At 66.3% G+C, this 19,204-nt stretch carries 14 protein-coding genes; 4 read left to right on the top strand and 10 right to left on the bottom strand.

Annotation, left to right across the window (positions count from 1 at the left end; all coding sequences use genetic code 11):
- Positions 1-17 precede the first annotated feature (17 nt).
- From tssC (ACFQU1_RS18435) to ACFQU1_RS18480, 10 genes are all read right to left on the bottom strand, one after another.
- Positions 18-1,406 (bottom strand): type VI secretion system contractile sheath large subunit, encoded by a 1,389-nt coding sequence (gene tssC / locus ACFQU1_RS18435; protein ID WP_378135334.1) that lies wholly within the window; start codon positions 1,404-1,406, stop codon positions 18-20.
- The gene (tssC, locus tag ACFQU1_RS18440) at positions 1,403-2,893 is read right to left on the bottom strand and encodes a type VI secretion system contractile sheath large subunit (RefSeq protein ID WP_378135336.1); all 1,491 of its coding nucleotides are present in this window, start codon (positions 2,891-2,893) and stop codon (positions 1,403-1,405) included. The genes tssC (ACFQU1_RS18435) and tssC (ACFQU1_RS18440) overlap by 4 nt, the downstream gene beginning before the upstream one ends.
- Before the next feature lie 5 nt (positions 2,894-2,898).
- Positions 2,899-3,417, bottom strand: a complete 519-nt coding sequence (gene tssB, locus ACFQU1_RS18445) for a type VI secretion system contractile sheath small subunit (protein WP_378135338.1) — start codon at positions 3,415-3,417, stop codon at positions 2,899-2,901.
- Positions 3,418-3,479: 62 nt separating this feature from the next.
- A complete protein-coding gene (tssA, locus tag ACFQU1_RS18450) occupies positions 3,480-4,580 on the bottom strand; it encodes a type VI secretion system protein TssA (RefSeq protein WP_378135340.1) in 1,101 nt (366 codons plus the stop codon).
- Positions 4,577-5,200, bottom strand: coding sequence for a DUF6931 family protein (locus ACFQU1_RS18455; protein WP_378135342.1), 624 nt, complete (start codon positions 5,198-5,200; stop codon positions 4,577-4,579). The genes tssA and ACFQU1_RS18455 overlap by 4 nt, the downstream gene beginning before the upstream one ends.
- Positions 5,201-5,259: 59 nt before the next feature.
- On the bottom strand, positions 5,260-7,131 hold the full coding sequence (locus ACFQU1_RS18460) for a type VI secretion system Vgr family protein (protein ID WP_378135344.1): 1,872 nt from the start codon (positions 7,129-7,131) through the stop codon (positions 5,260-5,262).
- Between the two features lie 153 nt (positions 7,132-7,284).
- Entirely contained in the window at positions 7,285-7,752 is a 468-nt protein-coding gene (locus tag ACFQU1_RS18465; protein WP_378135346.1) for an Hcp family type VI secretion system effector, read from the bottom strand.
- Between the two features lie 138 nt (positions 7,753-7,890).
- Positions 7,891-10,497, bottom strand: coding sequence for a type VI secretion system ATPase TssH (gene tssH / locus ACFQU1_RS18470; RefSeq protein ID WP_378135514.1), 2,607 nt, complete (start codon positions 10,495-10,497; stop codon positions 7,891-7,893).
- Positions 10,497-11,591: a methyltransferase domain-containing protein gene (locus tag ACFQU1_RS18475; RefSeq protein WP_378135348.1), complete on the bottom strand. Its 1,095-nt coding sequence runs from the start codon at positions 11,589-11,591 to the stop codon at positions 10,497-10,499. Before ACFQU1_RS18475 ends, tssH begins: the two co-directional genes overlap by 1 nt.
- A gap of 4 nt (positions 11,592-11,595) precedes the next feature.
- Complete coding sequence (locus ACFQU1_RS18480; RefSeq protein WP_378135350.1) at positions 11,596-11,898, bottom strand: PAAR domain-containing protein; 303 nt, start codon at positions 11,896-11,898, stop codon at positions 11,596-11,598.
- A 596-nt stretch (positions 11,899-12,494) separates the two neighbouring features.
- On the opposite strand from ACFQU1_RS18480, the gene tssJ reads away from it, so the two are divergent.
- From tssJ to tssM, 4 genes are all read left to right on the top strand, one after another.
- Positions 12,495-12,944, top strand: coding sequence for a type VI secretion system lipoprotein TssJ (tssJ, locus tag ACFQU1_RS18485; RefSeq protein ID WP_378135352.1), 450 nt, complete (start codon positions 12,495-12,497; stop codon positions 12,942-12,944).
- A gap of 43 nt (positions 12,945-12,987) precedes the next feature.
- Entirely contained in the window at positions 12,988-14,316 is a 1,329-nt protein-coding gene (gene tssK, locus ACFQU1_RS18490) for a type VI secretion system baseplate subunit TssK (RefSeq protein ID WP_378135354.1), read from the top strand.
- Between the two features lies 1 nt (position 14,317).
- Positions 14,318-15,661: a type VI secretion system protein TssL, long form gene (gene tssL, locus ACFQU1_RS18495; protein ID WP_378135356.1), complete on the top strand. Its 1,344-nt coding sequence runs from the start codon at positions 14,318-14,320 to the stop codon at positions 15,659-15,661.
- 68 nt (positions 15,662-15,729) lie between these two features.
- Complete coding sequence (gene tssM / locus ACFQU1_RS18500) at positions 15,730-19,203, top strand: type VI secretion system membrane subunit TssM (RefSeq protein ID WP_378135358.1); 3,474 nt, start codon at positions 15,730-15,732, stop codon at positions 19,201-19,203.
- The last annotated feature ends 1 nt before the right edge of the window (position 19,204 follow it).

Raw genomic sequence — 19,204 nt, forward strand, 5'->3', positions numbered from 1 at the left:
GCCATTCGGGGTCGCATTCACAGGCCATTCGGGCTGGCGAGTTCCGTGTAGAGATCGAAGCCCGCCACGACTTGCTGGAAGCGAAGATGAGGCCGGAGATGGATGACACAGGCGAGCGCTCCCGGCCGCCCCGGTACCTCGCTCAAGCTCACCCTGCTCTCGCGCAGCGGATAACGCGCCTTCTGCGCCGGGCTCACGTCCTCATTGCTGATCGAATAGGACTGCAGCCAGCCGGCGAGAAAGGCCTCGAACTCTGTGAGCGTGGTGAAGCTGCCGATGCGGTCGCGGGCGATCACCTTGACGTAATGGGCGAAGCGGCTGACGCAGAGCATGTAGGGCAGCATCGTGCCAAGCGCCGCATTGGCCCTCGCGCCGGACGTCGACCAGGCGGCTGCAACCTGCAGCGACGGGCAGTCGAACAGGGCAAGCCACGGCGTGAAGGCCGAGGGCTGCAGGACGATGATGCCGAGTGCGCCGAGGCGCTGCGCCAGATCGTCGGAGAGGTTGATCTCCACCGGCTGCCGAACCAAAACGCCGGAGCTGCCCAGACCGAAGGGCGGCGTCGGCAGATCGTCGACCAGCCCGCGGGGGTCGTCAGCCTCCCCGATGCCGCAAATCTCGGCGAGCCAGCCGTGGCGAGCAAAGACCCGCGCCACTACCGTGCCGAAGACATAAAGGCCGCTTCCCCAGAGATAGCCGCGGCCGTTCGCGATGGTTTCGCGATAGCGAAAGCCGTAGCGTTGAGCGCCGTCATCCCTGTAGGGCGCGCGCATCAGCACACGCGGCGCGATCACCCCGACGAAGCGCGCCTCGTCACTGCGGCGAAAGTTCTGCCAGCGCCGATGATCGGCATCGCGAAAAACCGCGTCGAGATCGATGGTCGCGGTGAGCTCCGCAAAATCGTCGAGCCCGACGAGTTCCGGCTTTGCCGGCAGGATCACCGGCGCGAAGGCAGCGGTCGCGACTGCGGCGAGCCCCGCGACCACATCCACATCGTCGAGCGCGCTGCCCGGGCGCCGGCGGTGGCCGACCGGAAAATCGGCCAGCAGCAAACCATAGGGTTCGCCGCCGGGCATATCGAACTCCTGCGCATAGATCAGATTGAAGAGCTGCGTCTGGTCGAATTCGAGCGCGCGGCCGAGATCCGCCGCGAGCTCGCCCCAGGTCAGCGTCAGGACCCGCAGGATGACCTTCTCGGTTCGCCGCAGATGCCCCGCGAGATAGGCGAGCCCGCGCCATCCCGCCTCCAGCTGCTGGAACCGGGGGTGATGCAGGATCGCATCGAGCTGCGCGCCGATCGTCCGGTCGAGCCGGGCAATGAGCTTCTCCACGCTGAGGCGAGCGGAAGCGCGCGCCGCGACGGCGCCCGCCTCCTCGGTCTCGACCCAGGCCGCGGCTGCGCTCATCCGATCTGCGGGATGCGCGCCACGAGCCGCATGGAGGTGGTCAATTCCTCCATCTGCAGCCAGGGCCTGAGCCAGGCGATGGCATGATAGGCGCCCGGCTGGCCCGGCACCTCGCGCACCACCACATTGGCCTCGGCCAGAGGATATTGCGCCTTGGACTGCTGGCCCGCATCGGGATTGGCATTGACGTAGTTCAGGATCCAGCGGTTGAGCCAGTCCTCACAGTCACTCGCCTCCGCGAAGGAGCCGATCTTGTCGCGCGCCATCACCTTGAGGAAATGGGCGAAACGCGACATGGCCATGACATAGGGCAGGCGCGCCGATATGGCGGCATTGGCGGTTGCGTCCGGCCGGTCGTATTTCTGCGGCTTCTGCACCGTCTGAGCGCCGAAGAACACCGCATAATCGGTGTTCTTGTAATGACAGAGGGGCAGGAAGCCGAGGCCGGAGAGTTCGGCCTCGCGCCGGTCGGTGATGCCGATCTCCGTCGGGCATTGCTGATCGAGGTCGCCGTCGTCGCTCATGAAGGCATAGCTCGGCAGGGCCTTCACCTTGCCGCCGCCTTCCGCGCCGCGAATGGCCGTGCACCAGCCATATTGGGCGAAGGCCTCGGTCAGCCGGGTGCCGAGCACATAGGCCGCGTTCATCCAGGTGAACTGCCCATGCTGCAGCGGCCGCATCGTCCCCTCCGCATCGGCGATCGCCTCTTCGAAGGTGAAGGCCTCGATCGCCTTGCCCTTCGCGCCATAGGGCAGGCGCGCCAGCACGCGCGGCATGACCAGCGTGACGAAGCGGGCATCTTCGCTCTCGCGGAAGCCTCGGAGTTTTATATATTCCTGCGTCTCGAAGATCTTCGCGAGATCGCGCGGCCGGGAGAGCTCGGTGAAATCGCCGAGGCCGAACATCTTGGGCCCGGCGGCAGCGATGAAGGGCGCGAAAGCCGCCGCTGCGACACCCGCCATGCCGGAAAGGATTTCCACATCCTCCGGCTCGGCGCTGAATTCGTAGTCGCCGATCAGGACCGCGTAAGGTTCGCCGCCCGGCGTGCCGAACTCGCTTTCGTAGATCTTTTGAAAGACGACGCTCTGGTCGAATTCGACCGCCGTCGTGAGGCTCTTGTACAATTCCCGCTTGGTGACGTTCATCACCCGGATCTTGAGGCTAACGCCCGTTTCGGTATTCATGACGAGGTGATGGAGCCCGCGCCAGGATCCTTCCAGTTTCTGGAAGGATGGATGCTGCATCACCGCAGCCAGCTGCCGGGAGAGTTGCTGGTCGATGGCGGCGACCGCCTGGTTGATCGTCTTGACGAGATTGCGATCATAGGTGACGACGCCCTGCATCGCCTCCTGGGTGAGGGTGCGCAGAAGCGTCTCGACTCTGTCCGGCTCCGTTTGCTTGGTGGCGGCGATCGCTTGGTCGAGCAGGCTCGGTGTGGTGGTGGTGGTCGCCGCAGCGACATCCGTCTGCGTCTCGGTCGCGGTCATACCTATTACTCCTGCCCCTGATCGCCGCCGGCGAGCCCGAGCTCCTTCGAGAGCGCAGCGATCTTGTCCCTGCTCTGCAAGATCTCTTCGAGGAGCGTCTCGAGCTGCTCCGAGCGATCGATCTTGCTGAGCAGATCGCGCAGATGATCACGCGTCTCCAGAAGCCGCCGGAGCGGCTCGATCTGCTGAACCACGTTAGCCGGCTCAAAGTCCTCTATCGTCGTGAAGGCGAGCTCTACGGGGAATTCGCTGCCGTCATCGGCGATCTTGTTCTCGACCCTCATTTTCAGGCCCGGGCCCATACGCCCCATGACATCGTTGAAGTTGTCGCGATCGATCTGCACGAATTTGCGCTCGCGCAACGGCGGCAATGGCGTCGTCGGATCGCCGGAATAGTCGCCGAGCACGCCGACGACAAAGGGAAGCTCCTTCTGGAGGACGGCACCGTCCTGCTCGACATCGTAGGTGATATGGACGCGCGGCTTGCGCACACGCGTCAATTTCTGATGAATGCTGTCGCTCACGCCCGAACTCCTTCGCTACGACGACGCACTGCTTGCGTCGCCCATTGCACTGCCTCGTCTGCTCAATCCTCGTCGCTCTCCACGAAATGGATGCCGGCAGCCGTGAGAAACTGGCGACGCGCATCCCTGTCGGGCACGAGTTCCGGCAAGAGCTCGAGGAGCGACAGATTGGCCCGGCGGACGGCCTCCTCGAGCGTGTAGGAAATCGGCGAATGCGGCTCGATGCGGCGCAGATAGCTGGCGATCGCCAGCACCTCCGCAATGGCCTCGTTGCGGCTGGCATAGCCCGCACCCCGACCGTCCCAAGAGGCCGACGCGCCATCCGCAGGCGCCGTCTCATCCGCGGCCGGCGAGCCGGCGATTGCACCGCGGTCGAAGCCGAGACCGCGCAGCGCTTCCTTCACCTCGTCGAGAATGTCGAGGATCTGCCGGGCAGGCGGCGCTTCCGCACCGGCTGCCTCATCCAAGGCCCCTGCGGCCGCTGCCACCGCCTCGCGCGCCGCCGCCACATCTGCAAAGAGCGACGCGGCGACCTCGGCCGGCATGGCGCGCAGGCAGGCCTCTATGGTCGACAGACTGAAGCCGGCCTCGGCGAGAGCCGCCTCCTTCCGGGCCACAGGCGTGATCCGCTCCATCTTGGCGGCCCGCTCGTAGTGCCAGAAGGCAAAAGAGCCGGCATCACCGGATACCAGAGGCACGAGGCGGATCGGCGCGATCAGCGTGCCCTCCCCGCCCTCACCATTGAGGCCGGCGATGGGCGCGAGCCGCGCCGACAATCCATCCTCGTCCGGCTGCGGGTGGAGCGGCTCCCAATAGTGCCGCACCAGCCCCTCGATGACGCGAAAGCCGTCACGCAGGCCGGCGAAACCGTGAAGCCGAAGCAGAGCCTCCGTCAGCCATGCCGCGATCTCCAGATCCTTGCTGTATTCGGCGAGCGCAAGCGAGGCCTGATCGGCAACGGTTCGCCATGATCGGGCGATGCCACCGTCGTCGCCATCGTGAATGGCGCGGCGCTCGGCCCCGCGCGCCGCCGCGCGGGCATCGCGCAAATCGTGGTAGAGGGCGGCGAGCGCGGCATCGCTCCGCAGATCCACCCCGGCCGCGCATGCGCCGGGGATGGGGCGCAGCAGAAGGTCGAGATCGATGGTCGGCGGCGTCGTCATGACGGTGCTCTCGCCTCGGAGGGGGGCGCGACCGCGCGCCCATCACCGCCGCGCGCGATATCGAGCGCCTCGGCGAGCGCCGCCCGATACAGAGCGGGATCAGGACCCCGCTCCGCATCGACCGCCGCCAGCAGCACCGCCGCCCCGATCGCGACCGGAGCAAGCGAGGGATCGGGCGCGATCTCCGGCAGATCCGGGCGGGAGAGATTGCCGGTCCAGAAGGCGGCGAGGGCGGCATAACCCGCCGGCGTGTCGAAGCCGGCCACCTCTGCGAGCGCAAAGACCGGCCGCCGCGTGTCCTCGCATGGACGCCGCACCCATGTCTCCGCCGCCTCGATCGCGGCGAGGCTGGGGACGCGATCCATCTCCGCGCCTGCGCGTGTGAGCATGCGGCGCGCAGACAGGCAGGCCCACCACACGCCTTCGCGCCGCGGCAGCGCAAAAGCGAAGACGCGGATAGCGTCCGTCCAAAGGCTCCCGCCGACGAGCCGGGCGAGAAAGGCCGCCGACCCCTGCTCTCCCTCGCGCAGGAGCATCTGCGCCTCGCGAGACAAGTCTGCCACCGTCGCGATGTCCTTCGCGGACGACTCCTCTATCTTGACGAGGCGTTCGAAATTCATGCGATCATGCGATGAATGCTTCGGCCGCGAAATCGTCATGAGCATCGCAATCTCACGCTCTAGTTGATCTCGACAAGGCCGCCCTTGAGGGCGGCGGTGGCCTTGCCGCGTACCGTCGTCATGCCGCCCTCGATGTCGACCTTGACCTCGCCGTTGATGGCCACCGACATTGCCTTGATCGTCGCCCCCGCCGGCGTGAGTTCGACCCTGGTCTCCCCGCAAGTGAAGGTGATGCTCTGGCTTGCCGTGAGCGTAATGCTGCGCGCTGTCACGCTCTGCTTGCCCTGCTGCAGCACCACCTCGCGGTTGCCCTTGGCGATGGTCACCGTCTCGCTGCCCTTCTCGATCGAGAGCTTGCGATCATTCTGGACGGTAAGCGTCTGGTCGTGGCCGACTTTCACCACGTCGTCGTGAACGACCTCGCGCAGGGAATTCCGCTCGGCGCGCAGAAGCACCTCCTCGGCCCCCTGCTTATCCTCGAAGGACAGGATATTGGCATTGGCGGCACCGCCATTCGGCGTGGTCCGCGACATGAAGCCGGACCGTGTCTTCTGCGCCGGCAGCGACCACGGCGGCCGGTTGTCGCCGTTATAGACGGTGCCGGTCACGAGCGGACGATCGGGATCGCCGTGCAGGAATTCGACGACCACCTCCTGTCCGACGCGAGGCAGGAACACCGTCCCCCACCGGCTGCCGGCTGCATTTTGGGCGACCCTCACCCAGCCGGAGCTGTGTTCATTGCGCTTTCCCTGCCGGTCCCAATGGAACTGCAGCTTTATGCGCCCGTATTCGTCGCAATAGACGTCCTCGCCACGCGGACCGACGACCGTCGCCGTCTGCAGCCCCGGCGCATTGGGCCGCGCCTTGCATAGCGGCCGAAAGGGCACGCTGCTCGGCATGGCACTGAAACTGTTGCGGTAGAACGTCTCGCCGCCGTCGGGCGCTGCGGCGGCATCCAGCGCCTCATGGCTCACGCTGGTGATCAGCCATTTCGTCTTGTCCTGGCTGCCGACGGGCGCTCTACCGAGGCTGAAAGTGATGCCGGGGGCGAAGCCGGCGTGCAGACCCGTCCCGCGCGCGATCTGGAAGGTGGCTTCCTCCGCCTCGATCCGACGGCGCGCCCAGGCTGCATCGTCCCCATTACGCAGCGGCAGCCCGGTATAGTCGTAATGGGCGATCCCGCGCATGGCATTGACCGACGAGACCGTACGTTTTTCTTGCGCCACGCGCCGGCTGGGCGCGAGTTCGTCGAAACCACCGACGTCCCACACCCCCGTATGCAGCGCATAATCGATGCCCCAGGCGGCCATGGCACCGCCGACGGGAGCGTTGACGTTGAAGGCGACCTCTCCCTCCGGAAGATCGCCGAAGGCCGAGGCATTATCCGCAAGGGTCAGGCCTGCCTGCCCGCTACCATGGCGAAAGAAATAGAATATCCCCTCCTCGGCCAGTAGACGCTCGATAAATTCAAGCGTCGACTCACCATATTGAACGCAATACGCTCGCTCCGAATAGTTTTCCGAGAGCTTTTGGTGAATATCGGAAATACCTGCCTCTTTCAGGATGCCGACCACCAGATCGGGCACGGTCGTGTTCTGAAAAATGCGCTGGTCGTAACAGCGGCCGAGCAGGGCGAGCCGCGGCACCAGCGTCAGGCGCACGACGCGTAGGCCCCGCCCAGCCGGCGCAGCCAGGCTGAAGGCACTCACTACGCCACAGAAGGGCCGTTCCGCTCCGGCGGGATTGGTGACGAAGACGCTGACGTCCCGCCCCAACAACGAAGCTGGATCGGGCTGCGCATGCGGCGACAGCGCATCGATGACGAAGGAGAACGGCCGCGACAGGCCTTCTTCGCCGCGCAGGGCGAAGGGAACGAGTTCCCCCGCCTCGCGCGGAGCCTCCATCCGCAGCCATGGTCGCGTTATCGACATCAACGATCCCTTCGCAGATCGAATGGAAGCATCGCGCGAAACCGGCGCCGCTAGGCTGGCGCTACGGTCTCGATTAGAGCCTCGCACCGACGGATCGGCTGAGGACAGGACCAGCGATGCCCCCGTCACAGACCACCGAAGCTCAGAAGGCGGTCAGCCAGCCACTTCGAGGTCGAAACTTCCAATGATTGGGCTTCCTGGCTTGTTATCCTTGTCACGCGGGGTGAATTTCATATCCAGCTTGGTATAGGCGATATGGAATTCTTCGCGATCGTCACCTTGCCCGGTCAACTGGCCATGCTGACACGACAACATGGCATTGCGCAGCGTCAGACGAAGATATTCGTTGTTTCCCGAGGCCACGCAGACCAGTTCGACATCATAGGCTTCCTTGACTTTGGTCGCGTGCTCAAGGATGCGCGGTGTGCAGACATCCACCGTCCGCTGAAAAGTTATCTCACCAGCCCACGGCTCGCTCGCCTCGCGGTTCTTCGCGCTACCGACGTGGTTGGCGATGCAGCGCCCCACCTCCCATCGCGCCGAACTTACCTCGACCCAGTCCTTATAGGAGGCGTGAGTTACGGATCCGGGGATTTTTGGGTGCTTTAGATATATTGCCATCGCAAATCTCCGCTAAAAAGGCTAAAGAGACCAAGTCATATAATTACACGCATCAGAAACACGCAAGTCAATTTTATTGCATTACAAGATGTATTATATTCATTTCTATTTGAATTAAGTGAAATACGAAAAACTGTCTTAAACGAACGCAATATGAAAGCGATCACTGCGCACGCTGATCTTAATTCCTCCCGCAACACCGCCGCTAGCGAGCCGTTCGAGCAAGGCGCCGGAAAGTGCCGGCAGGAGCTCCTGCGTCAGCATCTGTTCCACGCCGCGAGCGCCGCTGTCGCGCGTTCGGCATCGCGCCTCGATCAGGTGGAAAACCTCCGGCGACCACGAGAGCTCCGTCTGGTAGACAGCGCGGTAGCGCGCGGCGACCCGATCGAGCTGCAAGCTGATGATCCGACCGATCGTCGCGGCGTCGAGCGGCAGATAGGGCACCACCGTGACACGCCCGAGAAAGGCCGGCTTGAACACCTTGGTGAGCTCCGGCAGCAGCAGCTCCGCCAGCCTGTCCACATCCGGAGGCGGATCAGCCTCCTCCCATAGCCGACTGATGAGTTCGGATCCGACATTGGCCGTCATGATCACGACCATGTTGCGGAAGTCGACGTCGCGACCTTCGCCGTCGCGCAGGCTGCCCTTGTCGAAGAGCTGGTAGAAGACGTCCTGCACGCCGGGGTGCGCCTTCTCCATCTCGTCGAGCAGAAGCACGGAATGGGGCCTGCGCCGCGCGGCCTCCGTCAGCAAGCCGCCCTCGCCATAGCCGACATAGCCGGGCGGCGAGCCCGTCAGCGTCGATACTTTATGCTCCTCCTTGAATTCGGACATGGTGATCACGGTCAGCGCCTGCTCGCCGCCATAGATCTGGTCGGCGAGCGCCAGCGCCGTCTCCGTCTTGCCGGTGCCGCTCGTGCCCACCATCAGGAAGACACCGAGCGGCTTGCGCGGATCGGTGAGCTTCGCCCGTGAGGTCCAGATCGTCCGGGCGATCGCATCGAGGGCATGGGGCTGCCCGACAACGCGCACGGCCAGCGCTTCGCGCAGCGACAACACGGAACGGATCTCGTCGCGCAACATGCGCCCGAGCGGGATGCCGGTCCAGGCGCTCGCGACCTCCGCGACCGCTTGGCCGTCGACGGCGATGCGCAGGAGCGGCATCTCGCCTTGCAATGCGGCAAGCTCCGCCTCCAGCCCGGCTTGCGTCGCGCGGCGGCGCGCATGCTCCTCGGCGTCGGCTGTCTCGGCGAGCCGCACCCGCCCGGCGAGCACGCGCTCGGCGAGGTCCCGCTCCGCACGCCAGCGCGCATCGAGCCCAGCGAGCTGCCGGGCAATATCCTCGCGGGCGGCCCAGAGGCCGGCCATATCGGTCGGGGGCTCGAGCCCCACGGCTGCTTCGCGCTGCGCGGCGGCGAGCCGCGCCTCGATTGCGGCGAGTTCCCGACGAAGGCCGAGGAGCGGCTCCGGGCTGACGGACCGACTCATCGCGACGCGCGCACAGGCCGTATCGAGCAGACTGATCGCCTTGTCGGGCAACTGGCGGCTGGGCAGATAGCGCCGCGCGAGGCGCACCGCCTCGTCGAGCGCCCCGGAGAGGATCTGCACGCCGTGGTGCCGTTCGAGGCTCCCCTGCAGGCCGCGAAGCATGTCGACCGCCGTCGCGTCGCAGGGCTCCTCGACCTTGACCACCTGAAACCGGCGCGTCAGTGCGGGATCGCGCTCGATGTATTTCTTGTACTCGCCCCAGGTGGTCGCCGCTATGGTGCGCAACTCGCCACGCGCGAGCAGCGGCTTCAGAAGATTTGCGGCATCGCCCTGGCCGGGCGCCGCGCCCGCACCGATCAGCATATGCGCCTCGTCGATGAAGAGGGTGACCGGCGTGCTCGCTCCCTGGATCTCGGCGATCAGATCCTTGAGCCGTTGTTCGAACTCGCCTTTCATGCCCGCCCCGGCCTGCAGCAGGCCGAGATCGAGCGCGAGGAGCCGCGTTCCGCCGAGCGCCGGCGGGACGTCTCCGGCGACGATGGCGAGCGCCAGGCCCTCGACGACCGCGGTCTTGCCGACGCCCGCCTCGCCCGTGAGAATGGGATTGTTCTGGCGTCGGCGCGTGAGGATGTCGACGAGCTGGCGGATCTCCCGGTCACGGCCGATCACGGGATCGAGCCGCCCCTCCCGGGCGAGTGCCGTGAGATCCGTCGTGAAACGTGCAATCGCGGTCGCGCCGTCGGCCGGCTTGCGCTTCACCGGCGTCTCGGCCGCACCCACCTCGCCCGATCGCGCATCGAGCCCGGAGAGATGCGATGCGACCCCTTCGGGGCTGAGCCGCGCAACCTCCTCCGAGGCGCGCTGGGCCACCGCCCTCAACCCCGGATCGGCAAGTAGCGCCTCGAGCAGATGGACTGAGCGAACCCTCAGCGCGTCATGCTTCAGCGACGCAACGACCCAGGCCTCGCGCGCGAGCTTCACCAGATCCGGCGAGAAGCCAGGCGCGCGGCTACTGCCGCCGCGCAGGCCGGCGAGCGTGCGGCGCAGATCCTGCTGGAGCCGAACGCGGTCCGCTCCGCTGTCGTCGACCAGGATCGCCAGATCGCTGTCGTCTATCTCCAGCAGAGATAGCAGCCAGTGCTCGACCTCCACATTGAAGTGCCCCTGCGTCACGGCAAGCCCCACGGCGGCTTCCAGGCTTCGGCGACAGAGCGGACCGAGCTTCACCACGAGGCTTTGCAGCAGACCGGCATCCATCACGGAATGGCTCCATCGAGGGTCTCGTCCGGTGCGAGCACGAGGACATGCGTGTCGTAGGTCACGCTGGCTCGCCGATGCAGGCGCAACCGCCAGGGCTGGTGCGGCCATTCCTGCACGATGCGAAAGCCGGCGGCGGTCGCCTTCGTGCGGAGTTCCGCCTCCGCGTCGGTCTCGTCCGATTGCGATCCCCCGGCACCGGCGATCCACTCGCTCACCGGCGTCACAGCCTCCGCCCAGTCGTATGGGACGCTGATGATCGCCCGCCCGCCGTCGGCGAGCACCCGCCTGAGCGCCGCAAGCGCCTCGGCCGGCCGCTCCAGGCAATCGACCATGTTCAGCGCAGCCAGCGCGCCGAAGCGCCCGCGCGTGAAGGGTGGCTGCTGTGCATCGGCAATCCAGAAGTCGACCTGCCTGCCGCAGGCCGCAGAGAAGGGCACCCGCCGGCGCGCATAGGCGCGGCCTAGATCGCGGCGGGGATAGACCACCTCGCCCGTGTGAAGCGCCTGGCGGGCAAGGCGCAGCAGCGGCACATTGAGATCGATGCCGAGCACGAGGCCCCTCACCTGTTCGGCGAGGGCAAAGCTTGCACGGCCGGCACCGCAGCCGACGTCGAGAACGGGCCCGTGCGGCGCCGCGGCCAGGTTCTCGAACGCGACGGCCAGCGACCTGACCGCACTGCCCGGGCGGGAGGCCGCATCGCAGGTCGCCTCATCGGGATCGCAATCGCCGTAGTGGTCCCATCCATAGGTCGAACAGTGGCGCCGCATGGCCTCGTGCCAGCCGGAGCCGCCGAGCGCCTCCCCCAGCCAATTCTCGAGAGCCTCGGGCAGATCTGCCGGCAAAAGAAAATAGACGAGATGGTCGGCGATGAAGCGCGCCGGGTCCGGCACGAGCACAGGGAGTCCGGCGAGGATAGGATAGCCGGCGTTACATGCCAGGCATCTGAGTAGACCGCATTCGATCTCTTCTGCCTGCCCGTCGCCCTCCTCGAGCTCCAGCGGCCGCGGCTCCGGGCAGCCGGTGTCGTGGAGCTGCTCGGCGAGACATTGGGGACAGACGGGCGCCAGCGCCCGCAGGTGGGTCATGCGCATGCCGTCACCCGCCGATGACCACCGTAGTGGATCCAGGCGGCAATATTCGCCCGCTCGGTGCCGGTATCGGCGCGACACAGGCGGGATGCGTGGTGGCATCGCCGACGCGCGCCGCCGGCAGGCCGCCGATCAGAACCGTGCGCGAGCCGCCGGTCACCACGCCCGGACCTCCCGGCAAGCAGCCGGGCAGCTGGCAGGGCAGCGAGACGTCCCCGATCCGCACGGCCGGCAGGCTGCCGATGAGGACGCGCGGCTCCCCCTTGATCAAGGCAAGCGGCAGGCCAGGATGCGAGCAAGGTGCAGGCACGGGCGCAGCCGGATGGATGGGGGCATGGCAATGCGGCTGCATCTGACGAACGCGATCGGTGATACGAGCAGCTGGCGGCATTGAAACCCCTACGACAACTGAGGGATACGAGACCCTCGCTCCGCAAAGCAAGAACACCGCAGATTCCAGCGGCATTAACATCGATAATATCAATATCTTAACTTGACCGATGACAGGCCGAGAGGCTGGATCGAACAGGTCAGTTTGAATACTGCCCTCGCTAGCACACCGATTCTATAGAAATCCAGCCCTGATATGACATGACGCCCAGATCGACAGCAAAAATGCGCGGCATGCACGGTCGTTTCTTCTAACTATATGAATACAGAGCGTCTATGATGTCAAATATCAGAACAAGCCAAAGAACGAAATCTCTTGTAGCGATAACGTTACACTGCATTAGGACAATAGCCGATGGAAATCCAAGATATTTCCTGAATTTCAGCGGTGTTTACATGTCGTATTGTATTGGGCCGGGCATGAACCTATCACGTCGAGTTCACCGTATGGCAACGGCTCGCTCACCCCGACTGTGGTGGCCGAGCCTCGTTGACGGCCTGAAGGGAGCGGTCTCCGTGCCGACGCTGATGGGGGTCCTCGCGACCGTGGGAGCATGCGCCTTGCTCACCCCCCATGCGCCGGCGGTGCTGAAAGCGACCTTGGTCGCGGGTGCCGTGATCAATCCAGATGGTGACGGGCGACCGTCACCCGTCGTCGTCCATGTCTTCGAGCTCGCCTCGGAAACCGAATTTGCCGAGGCGGGCTTTTCGGCCCTCTACGAGGATGCGGACAAGACACTCGGTGATGCGCTTTTGGCCCGCCACTCCGTCATCCTGCAGCCCGCGAGCACCAAGATGATCTCGATCAATTTGGCCCCACGCACCTCGGCTATCGGCGCTGTCGCCGGACTGGCGCGTTTCGCGAATGTGACCTGGCGGGCGCTGGCACGGACGGCCCCCGGAAAGTCCGTCGCTATTCGCATTGTGGCCGATGCGACGGGTATTTCGATAGAAGCGGACCGATAGTCATTCCCATATTGCAGCTTTATGATTGGAATACTGAAAGAGTATGGCGAATTACAATAGGGTCGTCTGGTCGGAAGGCATGTTCGTTCGGCCACAGCATTTTCAGCAGGAGTCGCGTTATTTCGAGCAACTGGTCCGGCAGCGCGTGCATGTCATGCGGCCATACGGCTGGGGTTTGACGGAACTCGAGATCGACCGCGATCTGCTCGCGACCCGCCATTTTGGCCTGCGACGCTGTACGGGCGTTTTCGAGGACGGAACGCCTTTTACGCTTGATGACGGCGACGGGGATCTTGCGCCGATCGCCCTCCCGGAGGGGCTCAGGAACACGCTCGTTTATCTCACTCTGCCCTTGCGGCGCTCGGGTTCCGTGGAAATGGCCGAGGAGGCCGACACGCAGACGCCGGCGCGCTATCGGCCCGTTACGGTCGAGGTGGAGGACGCGCATGGCGGTTCGGGGTTACCCGCCGAGATCAGGGTCGCCAAGCTCCGGCTGCGCTACACGCTGGCCGAGGCGGCCCGCCCGCAGCAGCTCGCCATTCCCGTGGCCCGCATTGCCGATGTTCCGGCGGGCGCGCCGGCCCACCTCGACGACGCCCATATCCCGCCCGTGCTCACCACGGCTGCCGCCACCGCCTTGGCGGGCCTGGTGACCGATATCGATGGCCTCCTGCTGCAGCGCGGCGAGGTTCTCGCGCAGGATCTCGGTCCCGATCTCATGGGCGCGAGCGCCGCCGATCTCATGCTCATGCAGACCATCAACCGTTACCGTCCGCAGTTCCACCACATCAGCCAATCGGGGCTGCATCATCCGGAGGAGGTGTTCCGGCTCGCGATCGCGCTCGCCGGGGAGCTTGCCACCTTGGCCCGCGCAGGCCGCCGACCAGCGGATTGTCCGCGCTATCGCCACGAGGACCTGCAGGCCAGCTTTGCACCCGTCGTCGCCGCCATACGCCAGGACCTGAGCCTGTCGCTCGACCAGCCGGCCGTCCTCATTCCCCTCGTCGAGCAGGCCCATGGCGTGCGTCTCGGTCAGGTGAATGATGCCGACCTCTTCGCCCGCGCGACATTCGTGCTCGCGGTGCGGGCCGAGATAGCGACCGAACGGCTGCTGCGCGGCTTTCCCGCACAGGTCAAGATCGGCCCTCCCGATCAGATCCAGAACCTCATCAATGCCGCCCTTCCGGGGGTCAGGCTGCGGGCGCTGCCCGTTGCGCCGCGCCAGATCCGCTATGTGGCCGGCACGTCCTATTTCGAATGCGACCACGCCAATCCGCTGTGGAAGCAGATCGCAGCATCCCGAACGATCGCCGTACACGTCACGGGTGACTTCCCGGAGCTTGCGATGGAGCTCTGGGCTCTGAAGGGCTGACATGCCGACCGACAATCCCTTCGCCGAACACCATCTCCCAGAATTCGGCGCGGCCCCGGATGCGGCCGCCGGCGCACGGCCGCTCTGCGCGGCCCAGCGCGATGTCGAGGGCCCGCGGGACCTGCCACCCGTGGCTAAGGCCGCAGCGCGGCGAGCCCTGACGACGGCCGCCGCCAATCCCCTTCTGGCCGCGGCCTCCCGGCTGACATGGCTCGCCGGCCGGTTCCCGGATCTCGCGACCGACGACGTTGCCGATCTGAGGGGCATTATCATGGACGAGCTCCGCACGATCGGCAGCGATACCCGCCTCGATCGGCAGATACGTGCCTCCGTCTGCTACGCGCTCGCGGCCACCTTCGACGATCTTGCACTCAATATGCCTTGGGCGGGCGCCGACATCTGGGCAAGCAACACCCTCGTCAGCCTGCTTTTCAGCGAGGCCTGGAGCGGCGAGCGCTTTTTCGATCTGCTTGCGCAGCTCATGCACGACCCGGCCCGCCACATCGATCTTCTCGAGCTCCTTGCGGTCTGCCTCGCCGTCGGCTTCCAGGGCAAGTTCCGCGTGCTGCCCGGCGGACAGGTGCAGCTCGAGCGGGTCAGGGCCGAGCTGCACCGCGCGATCGACCATGTTCGGGGGACGGAGGATCCCTTCCAGCGCGCGGCCTGCGCCGCCAATCCCTATCGCGCGCCCTCTCTTTCGCGCACCGCCGCCGTGGCGGCGGCCATCACGGCGCTGCTCACCGCCATTCTCTGCGCGGCGACTATTGCCGTGCTGGTCTCGGATCTGCATGCAGCGGCGCGCGAAGTCTCCCGCCTCGTGCCGGGCACCGTCTCCCGCCTGCGCCCGCTCGCGCCGCCGCCACCGCCCCTGCCTGCAACCGCCGAGGCCCCGCCGAAACCCGCCGAGCCGGCCGAAGCGCCGCAAGTCCGTATCCATCGGCTCCTGGCGAAGGAAGAGCAGGCCGGGCTCCTCACCGTCGTCGAGAAGGGCGGCAGGGTCATGGTCCGGGTCGCCGGCACCGGGTTGTTCGCGAGCGGCAAGGCAACGATCGCACCGACGGCCGAGGGACTGATCGACACCATCGCCGCGGCCCTCGGTGCTGATCCGGGGCCGCTCCTGGTCGTCGGTCATGCCGACAATCAGCCGATCAACACGCGCGAGTTTCCGTCCAACACCGTGCTCGCGCTGAAGCGGGCCGAGGCGGTGGCCGAGGCGTTGCGTAGCCGGCTCGGCGAAGACACCCGCATCACGGTCGAGAGCCGCGGCGACACAGAACCACTCGCCAGCAACGCAACATCCGAAGGACGTGCGCTCAACCGACGCATCGAGATCATCCTTCCGTAGACATCCGCCCGGCAGCCGCACATCCCCCCGCCTCGCTGCCGTGGCCGACAAGCGCACGGAAACCGCGCATGCCCAATCTTCGCCTCGGCCGCTGGGTGGTCGTTCTGCTTTTGGCGCTCGAATTATGCGCCGTCATCTGGTTCGCCGGTCCGCTGGCGAGCCTCGGTGATGCGCGGCCGTTCGCCGGGCCGCTGGTGCGCACCCTCGCCATGGGCGCCATCCTCATCGCGGCGATTGCCGGTCTCGTCCTGTTCGAGCTGCGCGCGCAGCACAGAGAACTCGAGGCCGGCGGACACGATCATCGCCCCGACCGGGACATGGTGGCGGCCGAGCTCGCGCTCCTTCGGATGCGCTTCAAGGCCGCCCTGCGCCGCATGAGGCATGCGGGCGCCTGGCTGCATGCGCCGGCCTATCGCCATCCCTGGTACCTGATGCTCGGCCCGCCATGCAGCGACAGAGCGACCGTTCTCGCAGAGGCCGGGCTCTCGCGCATGTCGGCCGGCCCGATCGACGACCCCGCCCCCGACGACTGGGCGGACGCCGTGCAGCTCTGGACAGGCCATGATGCGGTCGTGATCGACACGTCCGACCATTTCCTCGGCGGCGAAGCCGTGGCCGATACCCTGTTCCGTCACGTGCTCCGGCTCGTCAAGCGCTTGCGGCCACAGCAGCCACTGAATGGAATTATACTCCTGCTCGGCCTCGCGGATCTCGCCGCGCGCGATGAGCCTGCACGAACGGAACTCGGCAGCCGGTTGCGCCGCCGGCTCGAGGAGACGATCCGCGTCACCGGATCCTCGCCACCAGTCTATCTTCTCTTGACCGAGGTCGATCATGTGCCGGGTTTCACCGACAGCTTCGCACATCTCGAGCCGTCCGAGCGCGGCAAGCCGCTCGGTGTCACACTGCCCTTCACCGCCGACAAGCGCAGCCCGGCGGCACCTGTCCGGAAGGCGAAGCTCGCCTCCGAAATCGAGACTTTCGTCCGACGGCTTGCACGGCACGCGCTGCACCAAATCGGGACCGAACGCGACATCCGGCATCGCGCGCGCATGCTGGAATTTCCCGCCCAGCTCGCGGTTTGCCTGGAAGCGGTCACGAGCCTCGCACGGAGCCTGACGGCGGGACATGCGAGCGGCCGCCCAGTGCGGCTGCGCGGCGTCTATCTCGTGGCGCCGCGAACCGCTGAGGCGGGCGAAGGGTGGACGCTCGATCTCATGCTGCCAGCCATGCGCCAGAACCTCGCATTCCGTGGCTCCATCTTGGGTCGTCTGCCGGATGATCGCCCCCCCACCGGCGCCGGCTATTTTCTGGCGCGCCTCGTGCCGGATGTGCTCAGCCCGGAAGCGGGCCTCGTCACCGGGCGGTTGCCCCATTGGCGCGCAAGCCTCGGCGCCGCCGGACTGGTCGTCACGATGATCGGCCTTTTCGGCCTCGCGCTCCTCTGCCGATCGGAGTTCTCCACGGCTGAGGGTCGGCTTGTGGATCTGCACGCTGCCACCACCCACACCGACTCGGCGATCGCGGCCGGCCGGTTGGACCGCGGCGGCCCGGACCTGACCGCCATCCTGCCGCATCTCGATGCGCTCGGGGCAAGCGTCGCCGGTGCCGCCGCGATCGCGCCGCGACTGCCGACCTTCGGTGGAAGGGACGCTCTCGCCGAGGCCCATCGCGCGGCCTATGCCCGTGCCCTCGATCGCCTGCTTCTGCCCCGCCTTATCCTGCATGCCGAAGAACGCCTGGCGGGCTTTGCCCCATCGGCGGACGACGCCCGATCCATCCGAGACCTCTTCGAGACCTTGAAAGTCTACCTCATGCTCGGTGCTCGCGGCCCTCGGGACGCCGATGCGATTGCCGCCTGGGTCGCACAGGAGGCCGCCGCCTTCCTGCCCGCGCGCGATCCCGAGGCCCTCGCGCGGCTCGACAGCCACGTCCGCTCGCTGACCAAGGGCAGCCGTCCGCACCTCGCCCTCGATGAAGAGCTGATTACTGCCGTCCGTCGGAAGCTGTCGCTCGAGACTTTGATCGAGCGGGGCTTCTCGTCCCTGCAGAGCCTGCCGGGCGCGAGCGATCTTCCACCCTGGCGCGCGGTCGATGTCGCGGGCCCGCTGGCGAGCCGGCTTCTGATCCGCCCTTCGGGCAAGGCGCTCGGCGAGGGCATTCCCGGCCTCTACACCAGGGCTGGCTTTTTCACGCTCGTCGCTCCGGCGCTCGATCAGGTCGCCACGCGGCTTGCTCGCGACGGATGGGTCATTCAGCTCGGCACAGACGAGAAAGATATCGCCAAACTCGCCGGCGTCCTGAAGCAGGAGATCGCCGACGATTACTTCGTGGAATATATCAACCGCTGGGACAGCCTCTTAGCTGACCTGACGGTGGCACCGACAGCCACGCTGCAGCAGGCTGCGGCCGAGCTCAGCCAGCTCGCGGGTCCCGCCTCGCCGCTCGATTCCCTCTACCGTTCCGCCGCCCATGAAACCGATCTCGACCAGCCCTGGCAGAAGCAGGCCGCGTCTCCCGCCGGAGCGGCAAAGCCGACACAGCCGTCCATCTCCGGGCATCCGGTCGCCACCCATTTTGCCTGGCTGCGCGACCTTGTCGGGCCGGCGGATGGCGGCCCCTCGCGTCTCAAGCAGCTCATCGACACGCTGGGCGAACTCGGACGGCAGCTCGCGCAGGCAGCGGCGCTGCCGCCCGATGCGGCGCCTGCACCCAATGCCGGCCCCTCCGCGGCCGGTCAGCTTCTCGACATGGCCTCTACGCTGCCGCCACCGCTCGCCCATATCGTCTCCGACCTGACGGCCAATGTGGCCCAGATCCGTTCGAGCGCAACGACAGGGCGCTTGCAGAACGCTTGGCGGGACATCGAGCCCTTCTGCCGCCTGGTCACCAGCGGCCGCTACCCCTTCGTCGCCAAGGCGAGCGACACGGCCTCGCTGGAGGACTTCACGCTGCTGTTCGGGCCGCAGGGCAGGCTGGCGCGCTTTTTTGCCGAATATCTCATGGCCTTCGTCGACAGGAGCGGCCCCTCGTGGCGCGTGCTGCCGAAAGACGGCATGCAGGTCGGCGTCGATCAGGCCGCGCTGGAACAATTTCAGCGGGCGGCGCGTATCCGCGACATCTTCTTCAATGAGAATCCGGACAGGCCGTCGTTGCGCTTCGGCCTAGAGCCCCTGCGTCTCGACGCCGCCGCCGAGACCATGACCTTCTCCGTCGGCGGCCAGACGCTGCTATATCGGCACGATCCGCCCCGCATGGTGATGATGCAATGGCCAGCCCCTGACGGGCAGCCGACGGCCGAGCTGCAGTTCACGCCGTGGCTCCAGAACGAGGAGAATGGCATCGAGATGCACGGACCCTGGGCCTTCCTGCAGCTCGTCGACGCCGGCCAGCCTAAACGCGAGGGCAAGAGCCTCGACCGCTTCATCCTGCGCTATACGGTCGGCTCACGCAGCGCCTCGCTCCGCTTAAGCGCAGCGAGCATCATCAATCCCTTCGGGTCGCAGGACCTGAGGCAGTTCCGCTGCCCGTCCATTCAGTGAC

It is taken from the genome of Chelatococcus sp. GCM10030263 (genome assembly GCF_042666455.1).
In the GTDB taxonomy this organism is placed as follows: Bacteria; Pseudomonadota; Alphaproteobacteria; order Rhizobiales; family Beijerinckiaceae; genus Chelatococcus.